Annotated in this window: 26 protein-coding genes; 11 read left to right on the top strand and 15 right to left on the bottom strand. The window is 59.3% G+C overall.

Annotation, left to right across the window (positions count from 1 at the left end):
- Positions 1-4 precede the first annotated feature (4 nt).
- The 7 genes from modB to B348_RS0100520 form a co-directional block, all read right to left on the bottom strand.
- The gene (gene modB / locus B348_RS0100550; RefSeq protein WP_017734225.1) at positions 5-685 is read right to left on the bottom strand and encodes a molybdate ABC transporter permease subunit; all 681 of its coding nucleotides are present in this window, start codon (positions 683-685) and stop codon (positions 5-7) included.
- The gene (gene modA, locus B348_RS0100545) at positions 686-1,438 is read right to left on the bottom strand and encodes a molybdate ABC transporter substrate-binding protein (RefSeq protein ID WP_017734224.1); all 753 of its coding nucleotides are present in this window, start codon (positions 1,436-1,438) and stop codon (positions 686-688) included. It lies immediately after the preceding gene.
- A gap of 111 nt (positions 1,439-1,549) precedes the next feature.
- Entirely contained in the window at positions 1,550-2,614 is a 1,065-nt protein-coding gene (locus B348_RS0100540) for a nitronate monooxygenase family protein (RefSeq protein WP_017734223.1), read from the bottom strand.
- 105 nt (positions 2,615-2,719) lie between these two features.
- On the bottom strand, positions 2,720-3,766 hold the full coding sequence (gene ada / locus B348_RS0100535) for a bifunctional DNA-binding transcriptional regulator/O6-methylguanine-DNA methyltransferase Ada (RefSeq protein ID WP_017734222.1): 1,047 nt from the start codon (positions 3,764-3,766) through the stop codon (positions 2,720-2,722).
- A 76-nt stretch (positions 3,767-3,842) separates the two neighbouring features.
- Complete coding sequence (alkB, locus tag B348_RS0100530) at positions 3,843-4,502, bottom strand: DNA oxidative demethylase AlkB (RefSeq protein ID WP_017734221.1); 660 nt, start codon at positions 4,500-4,502, stop codon at positions 3,843-3,845.
- 4 nt (positions 4,503-4,506) lie between these two features.
- Positions 4,507-4,671 carry a hypothetical protein gene (locus B348_RS1000000131690; RefSeq protein WP_017734220.1) on the bottom strand — a complete coding sequence of 55 codons (165 nt, stop codon included), beginning with the start codon at positions 4,669-4,671 and terminating at the stop codon, positions 4,507-4,509.
- A gap of 26 nt (positions 4,672-4,697) precedes the next feature.
- Positions 4,698-5,000, bottom strand: a complete 303-nt coding sequence (locus B348_RS0100520; protein WP_003173824.1) for a DUF1883 domain-containing protein — start codon at positions 4,998-5,000, stop codon at positions 4,698-4,700.
- A gap of 211 nt (positions 5,001-5,211) precedes the next feature.
- On the opposite strand from B348_RS0100520, the gene B348_RS0100515 reads away from it, so the two are divergent.
- Positions 5,212-5,562, top strand: coding sequence for a hypothetical protein (locus B348_RS0100515; protein ID WP_017734219.1), 351 nt, complete (start codon positions 5,212-5,214; stop codon positions 5,560-5,562).
- Positions 5,563-5,583: 21 nt separating this feature from the next.
- On the top strand, positions 5,584-5,814 hold the full coding sequence (locus B348_RS0100510; RefSeq protein WP_017734218.1) for a hypothetical protein: 231 nt from the start codon (positions 5,584-5,586) through the stop codon (positions 5,812-5,814).
- Positions 5,815-5,823: 9 nt separating this feature from the next.
- Here the strand turns inward: B348_RS0100510 and B348_RS0100505 are convergent, their stop codons facing one another.
- Positions 5,824-6,105 (bottom strand): hypothetical protein, encoded by a 282-nt coding sequence (locus B348_RS0100505; protein ID WP_026136449.1) that lies wholly within the window; start codon positions 6,103-6,105, stop codon positions 5,824-5,826.
- A 143-nt stretch (positions 6,106-6,248) separates the two neighbouring features.
- Entirely contained in the window at positions 6,249-6,434 is a 186-nt protein-coding gene (locus B348_RS0100500; RefSeq protein WP_017734216.1) for a hypothetical protein, read from the bottom strand.
- A gap of 310 nt (positions 6,435-6,744) precedes the next feature.
- Here B348_RS0100500 and galU point away from each other — a divergent pair, with 310 nt between their 5' ends.
- Positions 6,745-7,584 (top strand): UTP--glucose-1-phosphate uridylyltransferase GalU, encoded by an 840-nt coding sequence (galU, locus tag B348_RS0100495; RefSeq protein WP_003212579.1) that lies wholly within the window; start codon positions 6,745-6,747, stop codon positions 7,582-7,584.
- A gap of 106 nt (positions 7,585-7,690) precedes the next feature.
- The gene (gorA, locus tag B348_RS0100490; RefSeq protein ID WP_017734215.1) at positions 7,691-9,049 is read left to right on the top strand and encodes a glutathione-disulfide reductase; all 1,359 of its coding nucleotides are present in this window, start codon (positions 7,691-7,693) and stop codon (positions 9,047-9,049) included.
- On the opposite strand, the gene B348_RS0100485 is transcribed toward gorA, so the two are convergent.
- Positions 9,050-10,057: a DNA-binding protein gene (locus B348_RS0100485; protein ID WP_017734214.1), complete on the bottom strand. Its 1,008-nt coding sequence runs from the start codon at positions 10,055-10,057 to the stop codon at positions 9,050-9,052.
- 170 nt (positions 10,058-10,227) lie between these two features.
- On the opposite strand from B348_RS0100485, the gene B348_RS0100480 reads away from it, so the two are divergent.
- The 3 genes from B348_RS0100480 (at position 10,228) to ahpF (ending at position 13,534) form a co-directional block, all read left to right on the top strand.
- Positions 10,228-11,160 (top strand): site-specific integrase, encoded by a 933-nt coding sequence (locus B348_RS0100480; RefSeq protein WP_017734213.1) that lies wholly within the window; start codon positions 10,228-10,230, stop codon positions 11,158-11,160.
- A gap of 132 nt (positions 11,161-11,292) precedes the next feature.
- Positions 11,293-11,856 (top strand): alkyl hydroperoxide reductase subunit C, encoded by a 564-nt coding sequence (gene ahpC, locus B348_RS0100475; RefSeq protein ID WP_010210361.1) that lies wholly within the window; start codon positions 11,293-11,295, stop codon positions 11,854-11,856.
- Between the two features lie 121 nt (positions 11,857-11,977).
- Entirely contained in the window at positions 11,978-13,534 is a 1,557-nt protein-coding gene (gene ahpF / locus B348_RS0100470) for an alkyl hydroperoxide reductase subunit F (RefSeq protein WP_017734212.1), read from the top strand.
- A 115-nt stretch (positions 13,535-13,649) separates the two neighbouring features.
- Here the strand turns inward: ahpF and gloA are convergent, their stop codons facing one another.
- Positions 13,650-14,171, bottom strand: coding sequence for a lactoylglutathione lyase (gene gloA / locus B348_RS0100465; protein WP_017734211.1), 522 nt, complete (start codon positions 14,169-14,171; stop codon positions 13,650-13,652).
- Positions 14,172-14,349: 178 nt separating this feature from the next.
- Between gloA and B348_RS0100460 the strand changes: the two genes are divergently transcribed.
- Positions 14,350-14,886, top strand: a complete 537-nt coding sequence (locus B348_RS0100460; RefSeq protein ID WP_026136448.1) for a DUF4946 domain-containing protein — start codon at positions 14,350-14,352, stop codon at positions 14,884-14,886.
- 108 nt (positions 14,887-14,994) lie between these two features.
- Here the strand turns inward: B348_RS0100460 and B348_RS0100455 are convergent, their stop codons facing one another.
- From B348_RS0100455 to B348_RS0100445, 3 genes are all read right to left on the bottom strand, one after another.
- Entirely contained in the window at positions 14,995-15,360 is a 366-nt protein-coding gene (locus B348_RS0100455) for a histone-like nucleoid-structuring protein, MvaT/MvaU family (RefSeq protein WP_017734209.1), read from the bottom strand.
- Positions 15,361-15,556: 196 nt separating this feature from the next.
- Positions 15,557-17,098, bottom strand: coding sequence for an EAL domain-containing protein (locus tag B348_RS0100450; RefSeq protein ID WP_017734208.1), 1,542 nt, complete (start codon positions 17,096-17,098; stop codon positions 15,557-15,559).
- A 152-nt stretch (positions 17,099-17,250) separates the two neighbouring features.
- Positions 17,251-18,132 (bottom strand): LysR family transcriptional regulator, encoded by an 882-nt coding sequence (locus B348_RS0100445; protein WP_017734207.1) that lies wholly within the window; start codon positions 18,130-18,132, stop codon positions 17,251-17,253.
- A 77-nt stretch (positions 18,133-18,209) separates the two neighbouring features.
- On the opposite strand from B348_RS0100445, the gene B348_RS0100440 reads away from it, so the two are divergent.
- The 3 genes from B348_RS0100440 (at position 18,210) to B348_RS0100430 (ending at position 21,806) form a co-directional block, all read left to right on the top strand.
- A complete protein-coding gene (locus B348_RS0100440; RefSeq protein WP_017734206.1) occupies positions 18,210-19,133 on the top strand; it encodes a DMT family transporter in 924 nt (307 codons plus the stop codon).
- 245 nt (positions 19,134-19,378) lie between these two features.
- Positions 19,379-20,455, top strand: coding sequence for a 4-hydroxyphenylpyruvate dioxygenase (hppD, locus tag B348_RS0100435; protein ID WP_026136447.1), 1,077 nt, complete (start codon positions 19,379-19,381; stop codon positions 20,453-20,455).
- A 145-nt stretch (positions 20,456-20,600) separates the two neighbouring features.
- On the top strand, positions 20,601-21,806 hold the full coding sequence (locus B348_RS0100430) for a dermonecrotic toxin domain-containing protein (protein ID WP_017734204.1): 1,206 nt from the start codon (positions 20,601-20,603) through the stop codon (positions 21,804-21,806).
- Positions 21,807-21,845: 39 nt separating this feature from the next.
- Here the strand turns inward: B348_RS0100430 and rarD are convergent, their stop codons facing one another.
- The gene (gene rarD, locus B348_RS0100425) at positions 21,846-22,727 is read right to left on the bottom strand and encodes an EamA family transporter RarD (RefSeq protein ID WP_026136446.1); all 882 of its coding nucleotides are present in this window, start codon (positions 22,725-22,727) and stop codon (positions 21,846-21,848) included.
- Positions 22,728-22,907 lie beyond the last annotated feature (180 nt).

Below are 22,907 nucleotides of genomic sequence, written 5' to 3'. Positions count from 1 at the left end.
GCGGTCAGCTCCAGCCCATTTTTGTTTTACGGCTGGAGTAGAGCGCCAGCAACACGAGGAACGCGAACACCACCATGGAACCCGCCAGCCAATGGGCCTGGGCATACTCCATGGCTTCGACGTGGTCGTAGATCTGCACCGAGACCACGCGGGTCTTGTCCGGGATATTGCCGCCGATCATCAACACCACGCCGAACTCACCGACGGTGTGGGCGAAACCGAGAATCGACGCGGTGATAAACCCCGGGCGGGCGAGGGGCAGGATCACCGTGAAAAACGTGTCCCAGGGATTGGCGCGCAAGGTCGCCGCCACTTCCAGGGGGCGCGTGCCGATGGCGGAGAAGGCGTTTTGCAACGGCTGCACCACAAACGGCATGGAATAGATCACCGAGCCAATCACCAGCCCGGCGAAGCTGAAGGTGAGGGTGCCCAGACCCAGCCATTGGGTGAACTGGCCGAAGTAGCCATTGGGGCCCATGGTCAACAGCAAGTAGAAACCGATCACCGTCGGTGGCAACACCAACGGCAAGGCAACGACCGCGCCAATGGGGCCGCGCCACCACGAACGGGTGCGCGACAGCCACAGGGCAATCGGAGTGCCGATGACCAGCAGGATCACGGTGGTCAGTGACGCCAGCTTGATGGTCAACCAGATAGCGGAAAAATCGGCACTCGATAGCGGCATTTAGAGCTCGTAACCGTAGGACTTGATAACGGCCGCGGCCTTTGGCCCTTTCAGGTATTCAACCAGGGCCTTGGCAGCGGCGCTGTCCTTGCCTTTGTTGAGGATCACCGCGTCCTGTTTGATCGGATCATGCATGGACGACGGAACAATCCACGCCGAACCGCTGGTGACTTTGCCGTCTTTATAGATCTGCGACAAGGCCACGAAGCCCAGCTCGGCGTTGCCGGTGGACACGAACTGATAGGCCTGGGTGATGTTCTGGCCTTCAACCAGCTTGTCCTTGACCTTGTCGGTCAAGCCTTCCCTTGCCAGCACTTGGGTGGCGGCCAGGCCGTAGGGCGCGGCTTTCGGGTTGGCGATGGACAGGTGTTTGAAGTCGTTCTTCTTCAACACTTCGCCCTTGGCGTCGACATAACCTTCTTTCGCCGACCACAGCGCCAGGGTGCCCACCGCGTAGGTGAAGCGCGAGCCTTTGACGGTGTCGCCTTCGCTTTCCAGTTTTTGCGGGGTGGTGTCATCGGCGGCAAGGAACACTTCGAACGGCGCGCCGTTCTTGATCTGCGTATAGAACTGGCCGGTGGCGCCGTAGGCGGCGACCAGTTTGTGACCGGTGTCTTTTTCGAAGTCGGCGGCAATCGCCTGGATCGGGGCGGTGAAGTTGGCCGCGACGGCGACTTGCACTTCATCGGCGTGGGCCGAACCGAAGGCAAGGGCGGCAACCAGCGCGGCCAGGCGTGAAACACGAATCTTCATAGAGCAGCTCCTGAGGGTGTACGGCTTGTTATAGGTAGAAGGCGTTACCGCTATTTACGGGAATATATAGCGGTTAGCCATTGCCGGTACAGTGCCAAGTTGCCCCAGGTGTCAGTTTTTCGTGAGTTTGGCCAGCGCCTGTTCGGCCAATTCCCGTGTCAGGTCATAGGTAGAGATGTCTTTGCCAAGGCGCAGTGCCTGGCCCGACCACAGGTTGCTGAAACCGGCTTCGTCCTTCGCCTTGAGCGGTATCAGCGCGCCGCCGGAAGTAGGAAATGCCGGCGCCGCCGGGTTGATCGCACCCAACTCACGCATGACCCGGTTGACAATGCCCCGTGCCGGGCGGCCGGTGAACAGGTTGGTCAACGCGGTTTCACTGGCCTGGGCATGACGCAAGGCGTGGTGATGGGACGGCGTGACATTCGCTTCCGGGGTGAACAGGTAGGCGGTGCCGATCTGCACCGCCGAGGCGCCCAAAGCGAACGCGGCGACAATCCCCCGTGCATCGCCAATGCCACCGGCCGCGATCACCGGCACGCTGACGGCGTCGACGATTTGCGGCAGCAGGGCGAACAGACCGATCTGGGTGTTGAGGTCGTCGGTAAGGAACAGGCCACGATGCCCACCGGCCTCAATGCCCATGGCGATGATTGCGTCACAGCCGTGTTGTTCCAGCCAGATCGCCTCTTCCACGGTGGTGGCCGAGGACAACACCTTGGCTCCGGTGGCTTTTACCCGATCCAGCAGGGATTTTTCCGGCAAGCCAAAGTGAAAGCTCACCACCTCGGGACGGAACTCTTCAACTACCTGGCAGGCGGCATCGTTGAACGGTTCGCGGTTGGAAACCGGTGTCGGCGCGTCGAAGTCGGCGCCCAGTTCGAGGTAGTAGGGTTTCAACAGCTCCTTCCAGTGCTGATCCCGTACGGCATCGGGCTCAGGCGGTTGGTGGCAGAAGAAGTTGACGTTGATCGGCCGCACGCTGGCCTGGCGAATCGTGCTGAGCGCTTCACGCAGTTGCTCGATGCTGAGCGCCGCCGCCGGCAGCGAACCCAGTGCGCCCGCGTTATTGGCGGCGATGACCATGGCCGTGGTCGTGCCGACCGCCATCGGGGCCTGGATGATGGGCGTGTCGATGCCCAGCAAATCAATCAGGCGGGTGTCTGGCCAGGTGCTCATGGGATGCGTCTCCAGCGTTAGTAAGATTTTTCGCTGTTTTAGCAGGGCCCTTGGCCGCCGGCCACTCTGTTTTATTCACTGGACGCGAGCGCTTTTTCGTGCGGGTCAGCTGTCACTTTCGCGTGCCAGCAAGCGCCGCTTGCGCTCCACACCCCAGCGGTAGCCCGACAGTTCGCCATTGCTGCGCACCACGCGGTGGCACGGGATGGCCACTGCCAGGCTGTTGGCGCCGCATGCCTGGGCCACTGCGCGAAACGACTTGGGTGCGCCGATGCGCTCGGCGATCTGCGCATAGCTGGCGGTGCTGCCCAGCGGTATATCGCGCAGGGCTTGCCACACTCGTTGCTGAAAGGCAGTGCCCCGCAGGTCCAGGGGCAAGTCCAGGCCGAGGGCGGGCGCCTCGATAAAGCCCACGACTTGCGCGACCGTTTGTTCGAAGCGGCGGTCTGCGCCCACCAGGTGGGCCTTGGGGAACTGATCCTGTAGATCGCGCACCAGTGTGTCCGGGTCATCCCCCAGCAGAATGGCGCACACACCACGGCGGCTTTGCGCCACCAGTATCGCGCCCAGCGAACACTGGCCAACCGCGAACAGGATCTCGCTGTTGGTGCCACCGGCCTTGTAGTCACTGGGTTTCATGCCGAGCAACTGATCGGCCGCCTCATAAAAGCGGCTGTTGGAGTTGAAACCTGCGTCATACAGCGCGTCGGTGACCGAATGCTGGCCCTTGAGCCCTTCACGCACTTTGCGCGTGCGCTCGGCGCTGGCGTAGCCCTTGGGCGTCAGCCCGGTGACGGCTTTGAACACCCGATGAAAGTGGAAAGGGCTGAGCCCTGCACGCAGGGCGAGTGCGTTGAGGCTGGGCGGGGTGTCGGCCTGTTCGATGTGGCGGCACGCCTCGGCGACCAGTTGCGCATGCTGGGCTGCCAGTTCGGTCTGGTCCCCGCGCGCGCGTTTGCTTGCGCGGTAACCGGCGGCCTCGGCGTGTGCCGGCGTGTCGAAGAACTGGATATTTTCCGGGCGCGGCAACCGCGAGGCGCTGCTGGGACGGCAATACACGCCGGTGGTTTTTACGCCGTAGACAAACAGCCCATCGGCCTTGGGGTCGCGGGCGACAATGGCGGCCCAGCGCGGATCTTCTTCGGTGTTCATGGGCGGCACTCTTGACGGGTCTTGCGCAGAGTAACCCTGTGGCATCGGCCTGGCACTCCGAAGCTTGCGGTCAAAATCAGCCGGCAGTGCGAAACGTCAGGTTGATGCGTTGCGGGCCCATCACCGGGTGCCGGCCTTCCTTGACGGGCATCACGCCGTGAAAGCGCAGGCGATCGACGCCGCCCCAGACCACGACGTCGCCATGGAACAGCGAAACTTTCTGTGTCCGGTCACTACGCGCGTGGCCACCAAACAGAAAAATCGCCGGCAAGCCGAGGGACACCGACACCACCGGTGCGCTGTAGCGGCGTTCGTTCTTGTCCTGATGCAGGGACATTTTGGCGCCGGGCACGTAGCGGTTGATCAGGCAGGCGTCGGGGGCGAACCCGATGAAGCCCGCGTCTGCCGCAGCCTGCACGGCCAACTCGCGCAATGCGTCGGGCATGGTCGGCCAGGGCAGTTGGCTGCGCGGGTCCAGCGGGGAGTAGCGGTAGCCGTGGGCGTCGGTGGTCCAGCCTAGCTCACCGCAACTGCTCAACGCCGCCGACATCGTAAAACCGCCTGGGGTGACCATCTGCCGAAAGGGTGATTGCGCCAGCACCTGGCGCAGCGATGGTAGAAGACGTTCGATCCAGGGCAGGGCATAACCCCTTAGCACGTAGGACTCATCGCCGATTTGTTCACGCCCTGCGGGTTGTTGCAGGGCGTCATCGGCGAACAGGTCGGCGGTGGGCATCGGTTTACAGGGCCTTGCTCACAGTGATGTCGGTGATTTCATCACTGGCATCATGGATTTTGGCCAGGGCTTGCTTGGCTTCTTCCACGCTGTTGCTGTGCAGTTGGGCGAACTCGAAGCGGCGTTCGCCGTTGAGTTTGTACTTGATCACGTATTTGGTGGTAGTCACTGCTTATTTCCTGTGGCGAGTCCGAATCAGCTCAGCTTGGTGCTGGTGCGACGAACGATACGAATCTTGTGGGACAGGGCGGGTTTGCGCGTCACGCTGATCGCGCGGCGGGTGACCACATCCAGGGTAATGTTCCAGAAGCCGGTGCTTGGCGCGGTGATCTTGGCGGGAAACTTGTCGAATGCGCCACCGTGGTAGGTGTGGCGGCCGCCATTTTTGAAGCTGCGAAAGTTCGCATCGCTCATCAGACGAATATTACAAGTCTGCGAGCATTCGATGACGACAATGTCCCCCTCGTTGAGGTGCTCGCGCTGGTGGATGAATTTCATGGGGTGTCTCCAGAAGGGCTTATTCTGAAAAATCAGAACGATACGTAGGTTAAGATGGAGTTTATCAGCCCCAGCGCTTTTATTATCGTGCCGTTGTCGATGACATCGACAATTTAAAACAGTTATTTACCGAGTTATCAGGGATAAATCCTACGTTGGCGGGAGAAATTTACCATCCCGGCTGTCGTAGGATCTTTATCGGAGGTTTTGTATGAAGTGGAGTGTGTTGGTTCTGGCCGTGGCGCTAGGTGGGTGTGCCTCGGTTGCCGATATCAAGCAGACCCCTCCCACGCTGGCCGTCATCTCTGGCAAGAAGCCGCAGGAATATGCTGCCTGTGTGGTACACAAGCTGTCGGCTACGCGTCGCCCGTCGCAAATCGAACCACATAAAGACGGTGTGCAGGTTATTGTCCCGCAGAAATTTTCCGCGGACCCCTCGGCCATTTTCGAGATCGAAGACCGCTCCAGCGGTAGCAGCATCAAGCTCTATGAGAGCATGTCCAATGTGCCGATCCGTCCGGGTGATGTGAAAAAGGCTGGGGAAGATTGCATTTCCGGCTGATGCCGTTGCGGAATATCAGATATGAAACGTGAACACGTCAAAGCGCGCCATGCCGAGGGCCAGATTTCGGCTACCCATGTGATCCAGAATCCCGCCGACCTCGGCGAATGGATCGTCTTTTTCAAGAAAAGCGGCGGTCGCAGCTTTTTCCTGGTGGACGACCAGGATGAGGTCGAATCCTTTGCCAGCCTTGATACGCTGACCGAGACCCTGCGCGGGCTGGGTATCAAGTTCGCTGAAGTGCACCTGTAACCCCAAGGGTTACTTGCAGACCACCACTACGCTGCGGCTTTTGTAATTGCCGACGTCCTTGCCCAGGGTCTTGTCGCCCTCGCTCAGGGCCGGCGTGCCCTCGGTGCCGACGATGCGATAGCCGGTGCCTGCACAGGACGCATCGGCTTTTTCGTAGCAACTGGCCCACGAGTTGGCCTCGCCAGAGCAGTCGACGGTCAGGCCTTGCTCGCCGTTTTTCAGATAGACATCAGAGGTGGTGGTGCACCCGGCAAGCGCCAGTACCGCAGTCAGTGCCAGAATTTTGTTCATGGGTAGGTCGTCGTAGAGGGTGTTGGAGGGCGCGCCGATACGCTCGTTGAGCGTCTGCGCAAGACTATAGCGAACTGCCACCAAGGTACAGGCAAACACAAAAAAGCCCCGTTGACCGGGGCTTTTGCGCAAGGCGCCGAGGCTTACTTGCCTTTGGGGCGCTTGCTCGACGCGTGGCCGGCTTCGTCCACAAACACTTCAGCGACCGCTGCCGCCTGGCTTTCGGTCGCAAAAGCCCCGGCAACGCTGTCGCCGTGGAAGTTGATCAGGTGCCAGCCGTCTGCACGCTTGGTGATCAGGTAGCCGTTTACGCCTTTTGGTTCTGACATCTATTGAGCATCTCGTGGTCAAGTTCAAGGGGGTAATGATAGCGCCAAATGTCGCGGCCCCGCGCAAGTTATTCCAATCCAATGTGCAACCGCGAAAAGCGTGCTAAAAAGGTTGCAGCCCTTTAAAACAGTGAGGGCTAGACTTTTTTGGCCCTGTCGGTGGCGACGCCCTCTGTAAGATAAGCGGAACTTACACCGACATTTTTTCTCTATGTTGACATCGCAACGCCAGCAGGACCCATTGTAAGGTGACTGCGGCCTGATTAGACTGCGCCGAATTCCGTACGCACAGCCCTTTGTAAGGACTTATATGATCAAGAAATGCTTGTTCCCAGCAGCCGGTTACGGCACTCGCTTCCTGCCAGCGACCAAAGCCATGCCTAAAGAGATGCTGCCGGTGGTGAACAAGCCACTGATTCAGTACGGCGTCGAAGAGGCTCTGGATGCCGGCCTGAACGAAATCTCCATCGTGACCGGCCGCGGCAAACGCGCCCTGGAAGACCACTTCGACATCAGCTACGAGCTGGAAAACCAGATCAAGGGCACCGACAAGGAAAAATACCTGGTTGGTATCCGCAAGCTGCTGGACGAGTGCTCGTTCTCCTACACCCGTCAGACCCAGATGAAAGGCCTTGGCCACGCGATCCTGACCGGTCGCCCGCTGATCGGTGACGAACCGTTCGCCGTGGTACTGGCGGACGACCTGTGCGTCAACCTGGAAGGCGACGGCGTGCTGACCCAGATGGTCAAGCTGTACCAGAAGTACCGTTGCACCATCGTTGCCGTGCAAGAGGTCGATCCTCAAGAAACCAACAAGTACGGCGTCATCGCCGGCGACGACATTGGTGATGGCCTGATCCGCGTGCGCGACATGGTTGAAAAACCAGCGCCGGAAGATGCCCCGTCGAACCTGGCGATCATCGGCCGTTACATCCTGACCCCGGATATCTTCAAGTTGATCGAAGAAACCGAGCCAGGCAAGGGCGGCGAAATCCAGATCACCGACGCCTTGCTCAAGCAAGCCAAAGACGGTTGCGTGATTGCCTACAAGTTCAAAGGCCGTCGTTTCGACTGCGGTGGCGCTGAAGGCTACATCGAAGCAACCAACTTCTGCTACGAGCACTTCTACAAGACTGGCAAGGCTTACTGATTCACGGTAGCCAGAGCGGTTTTAAGCGAAAGCCACCTTCGGGTGGCTTTTTCGTTTTTCAGTACCCTGTAAGTCGGTATGCTGATGTCCTGCCGAGGAGAGTGAAATGGCCTACGATTTTGACTTGTATGTAATTGGCGCCGGTTCCGGCGGTGTTCGCGCAGCGCGTTTTGCTGCAGGGTTTGGTGCCAAGGTGGCTGTGGCCGAAAGCCGCTACCTGGGCGGCACCTGCGTCAACGTTGGCTGCGTGCCGAAAAAACTGCTGGTGTATGGCGCGCACTTTGCCGAGGACTTCGAGCAGGCCAGCGGTTTTGGCTGGTCGCTGGGGGAAGCGAACTTTGATTGGGCGACCCTGATCGCCAACAAGGACCGTGAGATCAATCGCCTCAACGGTATTTATCGCAACCTCTTGGTCAACAGTGGTGTGACCCTGCACGAGGGGCACGCACGCTTGGTTGATGCCCATCAGGTGGAAATCAATGGCGAGCGCTTCAGCGCCAAACACATCCTCATCGCAACGGGCGGCTGGCCGCAGATCCCGGAGATTCCGGGGCGCGAACATGCTATTGGCTCCAACGAGGCGTTTTTCCTTGAAGAACTGCCCAAGCGCGTGCTGGTGGTGGGCGGTGGTTATATTGCCGTTGAGTTCGCAGGGATTTTCCATGGCCTGGGGGCGAAAACATCGTTGCTGTATCGCGGCGACCTGTTCCTGCGCGGCTTCGATGGCGCCGTGCGCACCCATCTCAAGGAAGAGCTGACCAAGCGTGGCCTGGACTTGCAGTTCAATGCCGATATCGAGCGCATCGACAAACAAGCCGATGGCAGCCTGAAAGCGACCTTGAAAGACGGCCGCGTGCTGGAGGCGGACTGTGTGTTCTACGCCACTGGCCGGCGTCCGATGCTGGATAACCTGGGCCTGGAAAACACGGGGGTCAAACTCGACAAGCGCGGTTTTGTCGAAGTGGACGACCTGTACCAGACCGCCGAATCGTCGATCCTCGCCATTGGTGATGTGATCGGTCGCGTACAGCTGACGCCGGTGGCCCTGGCCGAAGGCATGGCGGTGGCGCGCCGCCTGTTCAAACCTGAGCAATACCGCCCTGTGGATTACGCGATGATTCCGACAGCGGTGTTCAGCCTGCCGAATATCGGCACCGTGGGGCTGACAGAAGAAGAGGCGAAAGAGAAGGGGCACACGGTGCAGATCTTCGAAAGCCGCTTCCGGCCAATGAAGCTGACCCTGACCGAGTGCCAGGAAAAAACCCTGATGAAGCTGGTGGTGGATGCCGACACCGACAAGGTGTTGGGTTGCCACATGGTTGGCCCGGATGCCGGTGAAATCGTCCAGGGCCTGGCGATCGCGCTCAAGGCAGGCGCGACCAAGCGGCATTTCGATGAAACCATCGGCGTGCATCCTACGGCGGCGGAAGAATTCGTCACCATGCGCACGCCTGTGGCGGGCTGATCAGGCGTCTGGCGTTGCCTCTGCTGCCGTTGCAACGACGGCGGCCAGTTGCAATGCCTCGATGCTGGCCTGGGCCTTGATCAGGTCCAGTTCCAGCGTCTTGTTCACCTGCCGGTGTTCGGCCAGTGCCTCCTGGCGTGACTGGCACTCCAGCACGGCCACGCGCAAGCGCTCCTGAAGCAGGCTGCGTTCGCCGTCTATCTGATTCATCTGTTCGTTCAACTTGAGCTGCTGGGCCTGGTCCTTGCGGGCCTGCTCCTGCGCGGTCGCCAGCTCTTTGGTGGTGACCCGGTGCTCGATCAACAGCCGCTCATTATCGCGATGCAGCTGGGTGATTTCATCCTGGCGCACCATGGCGCTTTGCTGGGCCTGGCGTAGCTCCGCCTGCACCTGTTGCAGTTGGCCTTCATGGCGGCGCTGTTCCTGCTCGCGCTGCTCCTTGATGGCATTGCGGTAATGCTCAAGGGCATCGCGGGCGTGCAGGTGCTTGTCTTCCAGCGAACGGATCTGTTCGTCCTTGTCATTGATACGCAGCTCGTAATCGCTGCAGGCCTGGCTGAGGCCGGCGTTACGGGTTTGCTCGGTCTGCAGGCTGGTGCTGGCAGTTTGCAAGGCAGCGCTTTCTTCGGCCAGGGCGGCGGCCTGGATATCAAATTGCTGCTTGAGCTGGCCGTGGGCGGCTTCCAGGGTTTCTACCTGGGCGAGCAGGGCGCTTTTCTGTTGCTCGAATTGCGCCAGGGCTTGGTCGATGGGCTCCTGGGCTTTCTCTTTCAGGCGTTGCGCCAGTCGTGCGACCAGTTCGCCCAGCTCATCGTCGAGCGGTGCCTGGGTGATGGTGAGGCGCGACTCACTGTCGTCCAACTCCTTCAAATAGCGGTGAATCGTAGTCTTTGAGCCGGTATTGCCCATTTCGATGCGTACGGCATCAATGCTCGGGTTCTCGCCGCGAGCAAGGATCGCCAGGCGTGCCGTTTGAACGACTGCTTTGTTTATGCCGCCACGTGCCATGGGGTCTCCGTCGATTTAGTACTGTGGTATGTAGTATGTAGATACATACTCTAGCACGAATATAAATTCGTTTAAATTCATGATTTAACAGATGGGATATTGGCGTATTATCCCGTGTGATTGACGTTTTAACCGCGTGAACACCCGCAAGCAGTACGAATAGGCCTCCCATGAGCGATCTGGACCGTTATCTCAATGCCGCCACCCGCGACAACACGCGGCGCAGCTATCGCGCGGCCATCGAACACTTCGAAGTGAGTTGGGGTGGGTTTCTGCCGGCCACCAGCGACAGCGTGGCGCGCTACCTGGTGGCCCATGCAGGCGTGCTGGCGGTCAACACCTTGAAGCTGCGGCTCTCGGCGTTGGCGCAGTGGCACACCAGCCAAGGCTTTCCCGACCCGACGAAAGCGCCGGTGGTGCGCAAGGTGCTCAAAGGGATACGTGCCGTGCACCCGGCACAGGAAAAACAGGCCGAGCCATTGCAACTCAAGCACCTGGAGCAGGTGGTGGCTTCACTGGCGACTGAGGCGCAAGAAGCCACCCACGCCCACGACCAGGCGCGCTTGCTGCGGGCGAAGCGCGACACCGCGTTGATCTTGCTGGGCTTCTGGCGCGGCTTTCGCAGCGACGAGTTGTGCCGGCTGCAGATCGAGCATGTGCAAGCCACGCCCGGCGCCGGCATCAGCCTGTACCTGCCGCGCAGCAAAAGCGACCGCGACAACCTCGGCAAGACCTACCAGACCCCCGCGCTGCTGCGCCTGTGTCCGGTGCAGGCCTACAGTGAATGGCTCAGCGCCTCGGCGCTGGTGCGCGGCCCGGTGTTCCGTGGGGTTGATCGCTGGGGCAACCTGGGGGAGGAGGGGTTGCACCCCAACAGCGTGATCCCGCTGTTGCGCCAGGCGCTGGAGCGCGCCGGTATCGCCGCCGACCTCTACACCAGCCACTCGCTGCGTCGGGGCTTTGCGACCTGGGCCCACCGCAGCGGCTGGGATCTCAAGTCGCTGATGAGTTACGTCGGCTGGAGCGACATGAAATCCGCCATGCGCTATGTTGAAGCGACGCCTTTTCTCGGCATGACGTTGGCGACGCAACCGCTGCTTTAAGATTTCTTCTATTAATAGTGCTTGCTGATAGAGAAAGCCAATCGCGAGCATCAGGTTTGCCAATGAGCCATCGGCGCAGAGAGTGCGTAGGATTCACTTCATCAACTTCTTAACCCTGACGGAGAGTCAACGATGCCTATCATCAACAGCCAAGTAAAACCGTTCAAAGCTACCGCATACAAAAACGGCAACTTCGTAGATGTGTCCGACGCCGACCTGAAAGGCAAGTGGTCCGTGGTGTTCTTCTACCCAGCCGACTTCACCTTCGTTTGCCCAACCGAGCTGGAAGACCTGGCCGACAACTACGCCGAATTCCAGAAACTGGGCGTCGAGATCTACAGCGTTTCCACCGACACCCATTTTGCCCACGCAGCCTGGCACAACACTTCGCCAGCCATCGGCAAAATCCAGTACACCATGATCGGCGACCCAACCCTGACCATCTCCCGCAACTTCGACGTGCTGATCGAAGAAGCTGGCCTGGCAGACCGTGGCACCTTCGTGATCAACCCAGAAGGTCAGATCAAGATCGTTGAACTGAACGACGGCGGTGTTGGCCGTGACGCATCCGAGCTGCTGCGCAAAATCAAGGCCGCTCAGTACGTAGCTGCCCACCCAGGCGAAGTGTGCCCAGCCAAGTGGAAAGAAGGCGAGGCTACCCTGGCTCCGTCCCTGGACCTGGTTGGCAAGATCTAAGTCTGTGAAGCACCTCAGGGCGGACTACACCGCACCTTAAGTAAGCTGCATCCGCCCTCAAAAACGCCCGGGCGATATTCGCTCGGGCGTTTTTTTTACCGAATTAAAAGGAATCGCCCGTATGTTGGACGCCAATCTTAAAGCTCAGTTGAAGTCATACCTGGAACGGGTCACCCAGCCGATCGAGATCGTCGCCTCCCTCGACGACGGTGCGAAATCCCAGGAAATGCTTGCCCTGTTGCAGGACGTTGTCAGCCTCACCACGCTGATTACCCTGAAAACCGATGGCCATGATGCGCGCAAGCCATCGTTCTCCATCAACCGCCCGGGTGCCGAGATCAGCCTGCGTTTTGCCGGCATCCCGATGGGCCATGAATTCACTTCGCTGGTGCTGGCCCTGCTGCAAGTCGGTGGCCACCCGTCGAAGGCCAGTGTCGACGTGATTGAACAGATCCGCGCCCTGAAAGGCGAGTTCAGCTTCGAGACGTACTTCTCGCTGTCCTGCCAGAACTGCCCGGACGTGGTCCAGGCATTGAACCTGATGGCCGTGCTCAACCCGAACATCCGCCACGTCGCCATCGACGGCGCGTTGTTCCAGGCGGAAGTGGATGAACGCCAGATCATGGCGGTGCCCAGTGTCTACCTCAACGGTGTGAACTTCGGCCAGGGCCGCATGGGCCTGGAAGAAATCCTCGCCAAGCTCGACACCAGCGGCATCGAAAAAGCCGCCGAGAAAATCAGCGCCAAAGACGCGTTCGATGTGCTTGTCGTCGGTGGTGGCCCGGCCGGCTCGGCAGCCGCTATCTACGCCGCACGTAAAGGTATCCGTACCGGCGTCGCCGCAGAGCGTTTTGGCGGGCAAGTGCTGGACACCATGTCCATCGAGAACTTCATCTCGGTGCAGGAAACCGAAGGGCCGAAACTGGCCAGCGCCCTTGAGGCCCACGTGCGCCAATACGACGTGGACATCATGAACCTGCAGCGCGCCAGTGCGTTGATTCCGGCCAAGAACCCAGGCGAGCTGCATGAAATTCGCTTCGAAAGCGGTGCGACCCTCAAGTCCAAGACCGTGATCCTGGCCACCGGTGCGCGCTGGCGTGAAATGGGCGTGCCGGGCGAGCAGGAATACAAGGCCAAGGGCGTGTGCTTCTGCCCGCACTGCGACGGTCCGTTGTTCAAGGGCAAGCGTGTAGCGGTGATCGGCGGCGGTAACTCCGGCGTTGAAGCGGCCATCGACCTGGCCGGCATTGTCAGCCATGTCACCTTGCTGGAGTTTGACAGCAAGCTGCGTGCCGATGCGGTGTTGCAGCGCAAGCTGTTCAGCCTGCCGAACGTTGACGTGATCACCAGCGCGCTGACCAGCGAAGTCAAAGGTGATGGCCAGAAAGTCACCGGCCTGGCGTACAAGGATCGCGACAGCGGTGAGTTCAAGACTGTCGATCTGGAAGGCATCTTCGTGCAGATCGGCCTGTTGCCAAACACTGACTGGCTCAAAGGTACCGTCGAGCTGTCGCCTCGCGGCGAGATCATCGTCGATGCCCGTGGCGAGACTTCACTGCCCGGCGTATTCGCCGCCGGCGACGTCACCACGGTGCCGTACAAGCAGATCGTGATTGCAGTGGGCGAGGGCGCCAAGGCTTCCCTGAGTGCCTTTGATCACTTGATCCGCACCTCGTAAGTTGCCCCGCTGAAATGAAAAACCCCATGAGTGATCATGGGGTTTTTTTATTCCTGCTTGTTCCTACGCTCTGCGTGGGAATGCATCCAGTGACGCTCCGCGTCACGCCACCTACTTACATGGGCGCTGGCTGGATGATCTCGACCCAGTACGCATCCGGGTCCTTGATAAACGCCAGGCTCTTCATGCGGCCATCGCTCAGGCGTTTCTGGAAATCACAGCCCAGGGCTTCGAAACGCTCGCAAGCGGCAACGATGTCCGGCACGGAAATGCAGATATGGCCAAAACCACGCGGGTCGGTGTTGCCGTTGTGGTAGGCAAAGCTGGCGTCGTTTTCGGTGCCGTGGTTGTGGGTCAGTTCCAGGATGCCGGGGATCGACTTCATCCACTGCGTGCGCTCGGCCGCATCGGCCGGGATCTGGGACTTGTCCACCAGTGCCAGGAAGTACAGGCTGAATTCCGCTTCCGGGAAATCGCGCTTTTCAACCAGGGAGAAACCCAGCACGCGGGTGTAGAAGTCCAGCGACTTGGTGATGTCCTTGACCCGCAACATGGTGTGGTTGAACACGAAGTTCGAGGTGGCGGTGTCCGGTTGGGCGGTAACGCCCGGGAAAGTGTTCAGTTCGTGCAGGCTCATGGGCCCTCCAGAAAAAATGGGGCAAAGCGGTCCCTTGGCTTGCGGCAAGCATCCGTGCAGCCGGGTTATGATACGCAAGGCCTGGCCAGTGCGCCAAATGAAAAAGGTCACGCCGGCCTTGCGGCGCATGGGGGGCGGGGCTCAAACTTTGGCGCTGGAACCTTGGGTGTTTGTCGCAATGATCGAATTTCGTAAACCGTTGTTGAGCGCTGTGTGTGTGCTGCTGGCAAGTCCGTGGGTGCTGGCGGCCGACCCGCAAGTTCATTGGCCCAGTGGCTGGCAGGTCGAGGAAGTGGTGCCTGACGGCGAGTCACCGGCAAAGCCCGCCGTGGTATCACGCCAGCGCGCGATCAAGAACGATGAAAATGGCACGACCTTGATGGTCATGGAGTTGACCGCTACTCCGATTGAACCCGGGCACAAAGTTAATCTTCAAGGCGTATTGCTGGAGATGCGCAAATCCATCCAGAAAGAGTTTGCCCACGGCGGCTATCAAAGTGTGTGTAGCAAAATGCACCCAACCACATTGAGCGGTCTTGATGCGCTGGAAACTACTTGCGTGATTACCGAGAACGGGCGGCATGTGCTTTCGCAAACATTGGTGGGCGCAGTTGATATCGAAAAGGCCTATGTTTTTTCTTATGCCGGGCAGGCGCAAGCCTATGAGGCCAGCAAGGAAGAAGTCACTTCGGTGCGCGACAGCCTGAAACTTTGAGGGCGTTGCCGGGGGCGATTTTGAACAAAGTGAACTGTTAGTTAAGTTCGTTATCGAACCTGCAAAAAAAGCCCCGCATGTGCGGGGCTCTTTGTGGGTGCGGTCTGATCAGCCGCGCAGCCAGGAATCTACAGTGGCTGCGCCATACTGTTCTTTCCAGGCTTTAAGGCCGCGGTGGTTGCCGCCCTTGGTCTCGATCAGCTCACCGGTGTGCGGGTTGTGGTAAACCTTGACCACACGGGCGCGGCGCTGTTTGGGGGCAGCGGCAACAGCTGCACCGGCCTTGCCTGGGTTCGGATCAAGGATGGAGATGATGTCACGCAGGCTTTTGCCGTAGCTTTTCATCAGCCCTTGAAGCTTTTCTTCAAATTCGATTTCTTTCTTCAGGCCGGCATCATTCTTCAAGGTTTCCAGCTGAGCCAGCTGCTCTTGAAGGGCTTTTTCTGCTGCGCGAAATTCGGCGAGTCTGGACAAGTTCTGTACTCCAATTATGTAGTTGGCTGATATCAACTGCAGGCAAAGCTATAAGCCAAAGCTTTAAGGCGGCTCAAAAAAAGAGGCCTTTCTGCGTGTTTTGCACCGGCAGAAAAAATTGTAGTAGTTAATCCGCCGAGAGTAAATAACGTCTTTGTCTGAACAAGATTATTTCATGATGTTAGTCCGTGGCTATTCAATGGCTCGCCAGGGACGCAGTGAACTCATTGCAAGGTAACGGCCGGCCGAACAGATAGCCCTGTAGGAAATCCACGCCTTGTGCTGCCAGGTACTCGCACTGCTCCACTGTTTCCACGCCTTCTGCGACTATGCCCAGGTCGAGCTTGCCGGATAATTCGATGATGCTGTCCAGAATATGCCGCGAGAGTGCATCGACACCGATCATGGCGACAAAGCTTTGATCGATTTTCAAGTAATCGACATTGAAGTTGCGCAAGTAACCCAAGCTTGAATGGCCGGTGCCGAAGTCATCAATGGCGATCAACACCCCTAATTGGTGCAGGGCATCGAACAGCTGGCGGGTGATATCGGTCGGCGTGATCAATTCGCGTTCGGTCAACTCCAGCACCAACGTGACCTGGCCAGGCGCGAAGGCGGCGAGAAACTCACGGCAATCCTGCACCAGGTCCAAGTCCTGGCAATGGCGTGCGGTGATGTTCACGCCGATGTGGAACCCCGGGCGGAAGCGCGCGGCGTGGGGCGCCAGTTGCGCAGCGGTCTGGCGCAGCAACGAGCGGGTCATGGGGACGATCAGGCCGGAATGCTCGGCCAAAGGAATAAACAAGTCCGGGCGTACGAGGCCTTCCTTTGGATGTTGCCAGCGCATCAAGACTTCACAGCCGGCCCATTCGCGGGTGTCGCCCCGCACGACCGGCTGGAAATAGGGAATGAATTCGTTCGCGGCCAAGGCCCGTTGCAGTTCATGGGTCGGCGCCGAAGAGCGCTTTTGCAGCCAGTGCGCGAGCAGGCCGGCGAGTACGCCGAAGAACACCAGCAGGCTGAAGAAACCCGGGTATCGGGCCTCCATGTAACGCCATACTTCGCCTGCCGGCATACCGGCTTCCACGCTGTAATCGTAGCGCGTCGAGGCCAAGTGCTGATGGGCCACGGCAAACTTCGGCACGGTGGTGTCCTGTACCTTGCCACCAGCCCCCAGCCAGTGCGGGCCTACTTGCAAGACCAACTGCGCGTAGCGGCTGATCAGGCGCAGGGCGTTGGTCAGGTGGTAGCCGTCAATCGAGGCAAATGCCGCTTTATCACCCTCGACCAGCCGATAAACCAGCAATGCGGTATCGGGCGTGACCGGGTTGCCATTCATCAGCCACAGGCGGCCATCCACGTAGTCCTCCGGGTTGACCTTCGATTCGTAGGCATCACCAAACAGTGAGCTGCAATAGATGTTCTTCTGCCAGGACAAGGTGGTTGCGCGCACAAATGGCCGGCGCGTGACCTGTTCGCGCAGTGCCAGTTGCGCAGCACTGTCACACGGCTGGCCCGCCAGTGGCAGCAGGGCCTGGGCGGCGAGGGCCGTGTTGTCGAGCATCAGGTCGAATTGGCGTACGGCTTCCTGGGCGGTTTGCGCGGTGCTTTGTGTGAGGCTGCGTTCGGCTTGCCAGTACAAGATCACCACGCCCAGGGCGATTGGCAACACGGCACTGAGGGAGGTGATCAGGTAGCGGCTGGCGCGGTTTCGCGGGCCGTTGAGAGTCAGGGGCATGGGGGGCACGGCCTGTTGCAGTATGAAAAAACGCCGGAGGGCAAATCAGCTTGATTCGATGATAGTTGGCCGGGCTGGAATTAGCTTGCCCTACCTAGCCGTTCGGTCAGTAGGCGCCGTCAGAATAGTTACCTGACGCCTAACCCTACCTTTCACGACAAGCCGCGGCTGTGAACACGCTGCGCCACTTCGATAAACGCCAGGGTCGCCGGTGATGACTGACGCCGGTCCAGTACCGCCAGCCCGATGGGGCGAACGATTGCCGGGGCCAGAGGGCGGGACACGTAGCGTGGGTCCGCCAGTTCAGGCAACGACCCCTCGGCCACCAGACTCACACCGTCGCCCCGGCTCACCGCTTCAAGGGTACTCAACAACTGAGCACAGCGAAAACGCACTTTCGGCACCAGCCGTGCGTTGTTGAACACCCGAACCACCAGTTCGGCCGAGCCGGCTTCGGTCAGGATAAAAGGGTCGTCGCACAACGCGTCCAGGGCAATGGCCGGGCGAGATGCCAGCGGATGATCGGCAGGCAACAGCGCCACCAACTGATCCTCGAACAGCGCAAACGTGTCGAAACGCTCCTGCTCCAGCACCACAAACCCGACGTCGATGCGCCGCTCGTCCAGCCATTGCATCACCTGGCGATCCGGGCCCTCATCGATATGCACCTCGATCCCCGGATACGCCTGGCGAAAATGTGCCAGGACCGGTGGCAGCAACCGATTGGACGACGTGGGCCCGAAGGAGCCGATGCGCAACGTGCCGCGTTTCATCCCGCGGGCATCGGCGGCCTCCTGTTGCAGGGTGTTGGCCAGGCCGAGTATGGCCCGGGCGCGCAGCAGCAGTTGCTGGCCGATGTCACTGAGTTCTACCTGGGACTGGTGACGGCGGAACACTTCCACCCCCCATTCCTGTTCCAGCGCCTTGATGGCGTGGGAGACCGCCGATTGGCCGATCCCCAGGCGATGGGCCGCACTGGTAAAACCTTGCAGCTCGGCCACCAGGGAAAAGATTTCAAGTTGGGTCAGGGTCATGAGCAATTACTCATTTTACGATGATCGGGTATTAGTCGAAGAATACGCCAGTCCTTCCATCACCCGAGCATTTATTGATGAAATTGTCCGCAGACCACCGCACCTATTGGAAGCTCGCGGCCGTGACGATGATCTGGGGCGGCACTTTTGTCGCCGGTCGTTACCTGGCGGCGAGTGTCGATCCGCTGCTGGCGGCCAGCCTGCGCTTTGTCGCGGCCAGCCTGGCGTTGGTGTTGTTCATGGGTTTTGCGCGCATCCCCCTGGTGTGCCCGACCCCGGCGCAACTGTTGCGGCTGGCGTTGTTGGGCTTCTGCGGGATCTATGCCTACAACCTGTGTTTTTTCTATGGCTTGCAGTCCATCAATGCGTCGCGGGCGTCGCTGATTGTCGCGTTGAATCCCGCCGTGATCGGGCTGGCATCCTGGCTGCTGTTCAAGGAGCGTTTCAGCCGGGCCAAGTGGCTGGGCATTGCCCTGTGCCTGGGCGGCGCTGCGACTGTGATCGTCAGTCGCAACCCGCAATTGCTGCAAGGCAGTGCGCAGGCCTGGCGGGGTGATCTGTTGATTTTCGGCTGCGTGGTGGGGTGGGGCGTGTACTCGCTGTTTTCACGAGGGCTGAACCACAGCCTGGGGCCCCTGCAGACAGTGACGTGGTCGATTCTGCTGGGCACGGCCATGCTGGTGTTCACCACGCTGGCCACGGGGCGCTTGACCGTGGAAGGGCTCAGTGCGATTCATTCGCCCCAGGTGTTCAGCCTGCTGTACCTCGGTGTGCTGGGCTCGGCCCTGGCGTATATCGGTTACTACGATGGGCTGCGTCGTATCGGTGCCACCCGCGCCGGCGTGTTCATCGCACTGAACCCGCTGACCGCAGTGGTCTGCGGTGCGTTGTTGCTGGGTGAGCCGTTGACCTGGCCGATGCTCGGCGGCGGTGCGGTGATCCTGCTCGGTATCTACCTGTGCAATAAACCCCTTGCGCAGGCCAGGCCGATGGGGATTTGATAAGAGTACGGACAAATACGGTTACGCTGTGTAGAATCGATTTACGCATACAAGAATATGGACTTGCGCTCACGCAAGCCTCGGCCGTCAGAGACTGATGCAATCATGAAGCTACTGGGCTCCCCCCTCATCTTTGGTGACTTCCTCGCCCGCACTGTGCGAGGCCTTTCCTGTGCGCCGCCATCCGACCTCATCCTTGCTCGCAATTAACCCTGTGTTTATTACAAGAATGATGAGGTGCCACCATGGCAGATCTATACGAAAACCCAATGGGCCTGATGGGCTTTGAATTCATCGAGTTCGCCTCGCCGACGCCAGGTACCCTGGAGCCGATCTTCGAGATCATGGGTTTCACCAAGGTCGCGACCCACCGCTCCAAGAACGTCCACCTGTATCGCCAGGGCGAGATCAACCTGATCCTCAACAACGAGCCCAACAGCATCGCCTCCTACTTTGCCGCTGAACACGGCCCGTCAGTGTGTGGCATGGCGTTCCGCGTCAAGGACTCGCAACAGGCTTACAACCGCGCGCTCGAGCTGGGCGCCCAGCCGATCCATATCGAAACCGGGCCGATGGAACTGAACCTGCCCGCCATCAAGGGCATCGGCGGCGCGCCGCTGTACCTGATCGACCGTTTCGGCGAAGGCAGCTCGATCTATGACATCGACTTCGTGTTCATCGAAGGCGTGGACCGCAACCCGCAAGGCGCCGGCCTCAAGGTCATCGACCACCTGACCCACAACGTGTACCGCGGGCGCATGGCCTATTGGGCCAACTTCTACGAAAAACTGTTCAACTTCCGTGAAGCGCGCTACTTCGACATCAAGGGCGAATACACCGGCCTGACCTCCAAGGCCATGAGCGCGCCGGACGGCATGATCCGCATCCCGCTCAACGAAGAATCGTCCAAGGGCGCGGGCCAGATCGAAGAGTTCCTGATGCAGTTCAACGGGGAGGGCATCCAGCACGTGGCGTTCCTCACCGAAGACCTGGTCAAGACCTGGGACGCGCTGAAGAAGATCGGCATGCGCTTCATGACCGCGCCGCCAGACACCTACTACGAAATGCTCGAAGGCCGCCTGCCAGACCACGGCGAGCCGGTGGACCAGTTGCAGGCACGCGGCATCTTGCTGGACGGTTCGTCCATCGAAGGTGACAAGCGCCTGCTGTTGCAGATCTTCTCGGAAACCCTCATGGGCCCGGTGTTCTTCGAATTCATCCAGCGCAAGGGCGACGATGGGTTTGGCGAGGGCAACTTCAAGGCGTTGTTCGAGTCCATCGAGCGTGACCAGGTGCGTCGTGGTGTGTTGACGGCTGACTGACGGTTTTCAACGATGAAAAAGCCCGGTAGAGGACACCCTCTGCCGGGCTTTCTGCTTTCCGGGATGGAACGGTGGCGAGATTGTGGATCACAAAGATGGCAGGGCAGCAGGAATCAACCTGCCCCGCTGACAAGAGATCTTCGTTATGAACACAATCACCTCCGCACCAACCTCTTGGTTTGGCCCACAAGTGCACAGTGAGCCCATCCGCCCAAAGGGCACTATCGTGTTTACCGAGGGTTGGCAGGCCGCCAACAACGCGCGCAATACATTCATGGACACGATTCAATCGGAATTTCGGGATGGCACTTTGAGTGCCAAAGGGCGAGAACTGGCCGATGGGTCATTGACGCGCAACGCTCAAGGCACGCCTGGCATGCAGGTTTCGACTTTTGCGGTGGACGGTTTGCAGGCCAAAGACATCGCGGTGATCAAGCGCGTACCACCCAGCGCCGAAGGTACGAACTTCTTATTGTATGTACCCGAGGAACCAGGGCCATCCTTTCACGAATTCAACACGCGTGAAGAGATGACCGCCTGGGTCAAGGAACAAGCCGATGATCCCGAGAAGCAGGAAAAGTTTGCAGCCCATTTCGCGCAGCAGAGCAGACCCAGGGTCAAGGAGACCCTGGCTCAGTTTGCAGCTAACGATATCAACGCCGTGGTCGGAAGCTACGGATATGAAAAAGGCGACATTTTCACCCGCTTGAATAAAGACATCACCGTGCCGCCTGTGCCCGTCAGGGGGGTGCGCAATACATCTCTCAAGGCGTTCGACGAGCGGGGGCAGCCAACCTACAAAGGGTATTTGAAGGATGGGACAGAAGTGGTCTACAAGTACGACCCGTGCGGAAACCTGCTTGGAAGCAGCGGCAAAAACAGGTTTTATTTTGTACGAAACGGGCTGAACAACAGTGATGCTCCACTCGTGCCGATGACGCTGAAACAGTGGGTCCGCCGGATCCAAGGCCAATCTATGGACAATGTCGGGGCCAATAATCTGGCGGGGATGTTTCACGAGTTCATCAGGCAGCTACGAAACCCCGGGGAAGGGCTGGCAACCGCATTGATCGTGTTCGGCGTGCCTTCGGACATTGCCCACTCCATTGAAGAAATCGTCAAGAATCCGGCCAAAGGCACGTTACTGCAATTGAACCATGACAACCGACTGGGCAAGCTTTTTGGCGTAGGCAAGGAAGCGATGGACAAGTGGCTTGAAAAGGTGGGCGGTGAAATCCAAAGCCGGATCCCCCGGTACGGTACTGTCAGGGACAATCTGGACACATTCGCAGACATCCTGGAAAAACATGGCCCACCTGCCCCTGACACCGATACCAAAGTGACTGAGTAAACCTGTAAAAGGGGTACGGACGCCCCGTTTCAACTCCCATCAAGTCCTGCGCTGACGCACCAGATGCTTGAAACCCTCATACACCAACACCATCACCGCCAGCCAGATCGGGATATAGGTCAGCCATTCGCCAGCTTTGATCCCTTCACCCAACAACAGTGCCACCCCCAGCAACAGCACCGGTTCGACATAACTGAGCAAGCCGAACAAGCTGAACGCCAGCAAACGACTGGCAATGATGTAGCTCACCAGCGCCGACGCACTGATAACCCCCAGCGTTGGAATCAAGGCATACAGCTTGGGATGGATATCCAGCACGGCAAACCCCTGCTCGCCGCTTTGCACAAACCACCACGCCACCGGCAACATCAGCGCCATGTCCAGCCAGAGCCCGCCCAGGTGGTCGGTCTTGAGGTATTTGCGCACCACGAAATACACCGGGTAACCGATGATCACCACCAGCGTTGCCCAGGAAAAACCACCGGCCTGGTACAACTCGTTCAGCACCCCAAGGCCGGCAAAAAACACCGCCACCTGTTGCAGGCGTGACAGTCGCTCACCCCATACCAGGCGCCCGGTCAGCACCATCGTCAGCGGCAACAGGAAGTACCCCACCGACACATCCAGGCTGCGACCGTTTAGCGGTGCCCACATGAACAACCACAACTGCACCCCCAGCAAGGCTGAAGACACCAGCACGCCCGCAATCAGCTTCGGCGTGGCCGCCAGCACTTGCAGCAGTTCCCACACCCGTCGCCATTCGCCGCTGACAACCATGAACACCGTCATGCACGGCACGGTCAGCAGCATGCGCCAGCCAAAAATTTCCAGGCCGCTCAAGGGCGTGAGCAGTGATGTGAAGTAATACATCACGGCAAACAACACCGAGGCCAAAACCGATAACACCACACCTTTAGACACGCAGTCCTCGCGAAAACCGATTGATACAAGAGAGGAGGGGATTATGGAGCTTTTGGCGTGAGAGGGTTGCGCTGTTTTGGGGCGCTTTTCAGGAAAATTTCTCACGCCGCCCTGTTGCTGTGGCAAGGAGGTGATCGTGGCGAGGGAGCTTGCTCCCGCTGGAGTGCGCAGCGCTCCCAA

Origin of the sequence: Pseudomonas sp. CBZ-4, assembly GCF_000346755.1 — a bacterium.
Lineage (GTDB): Bacteria > Pseudomonadota > Gammaproteobacteria > Pseudomonadales > Pseudomonadaceae > Aquipseudomonas.
This window is presented reverse-complemented; position numbering and strand designations above follow the sequence as displayed.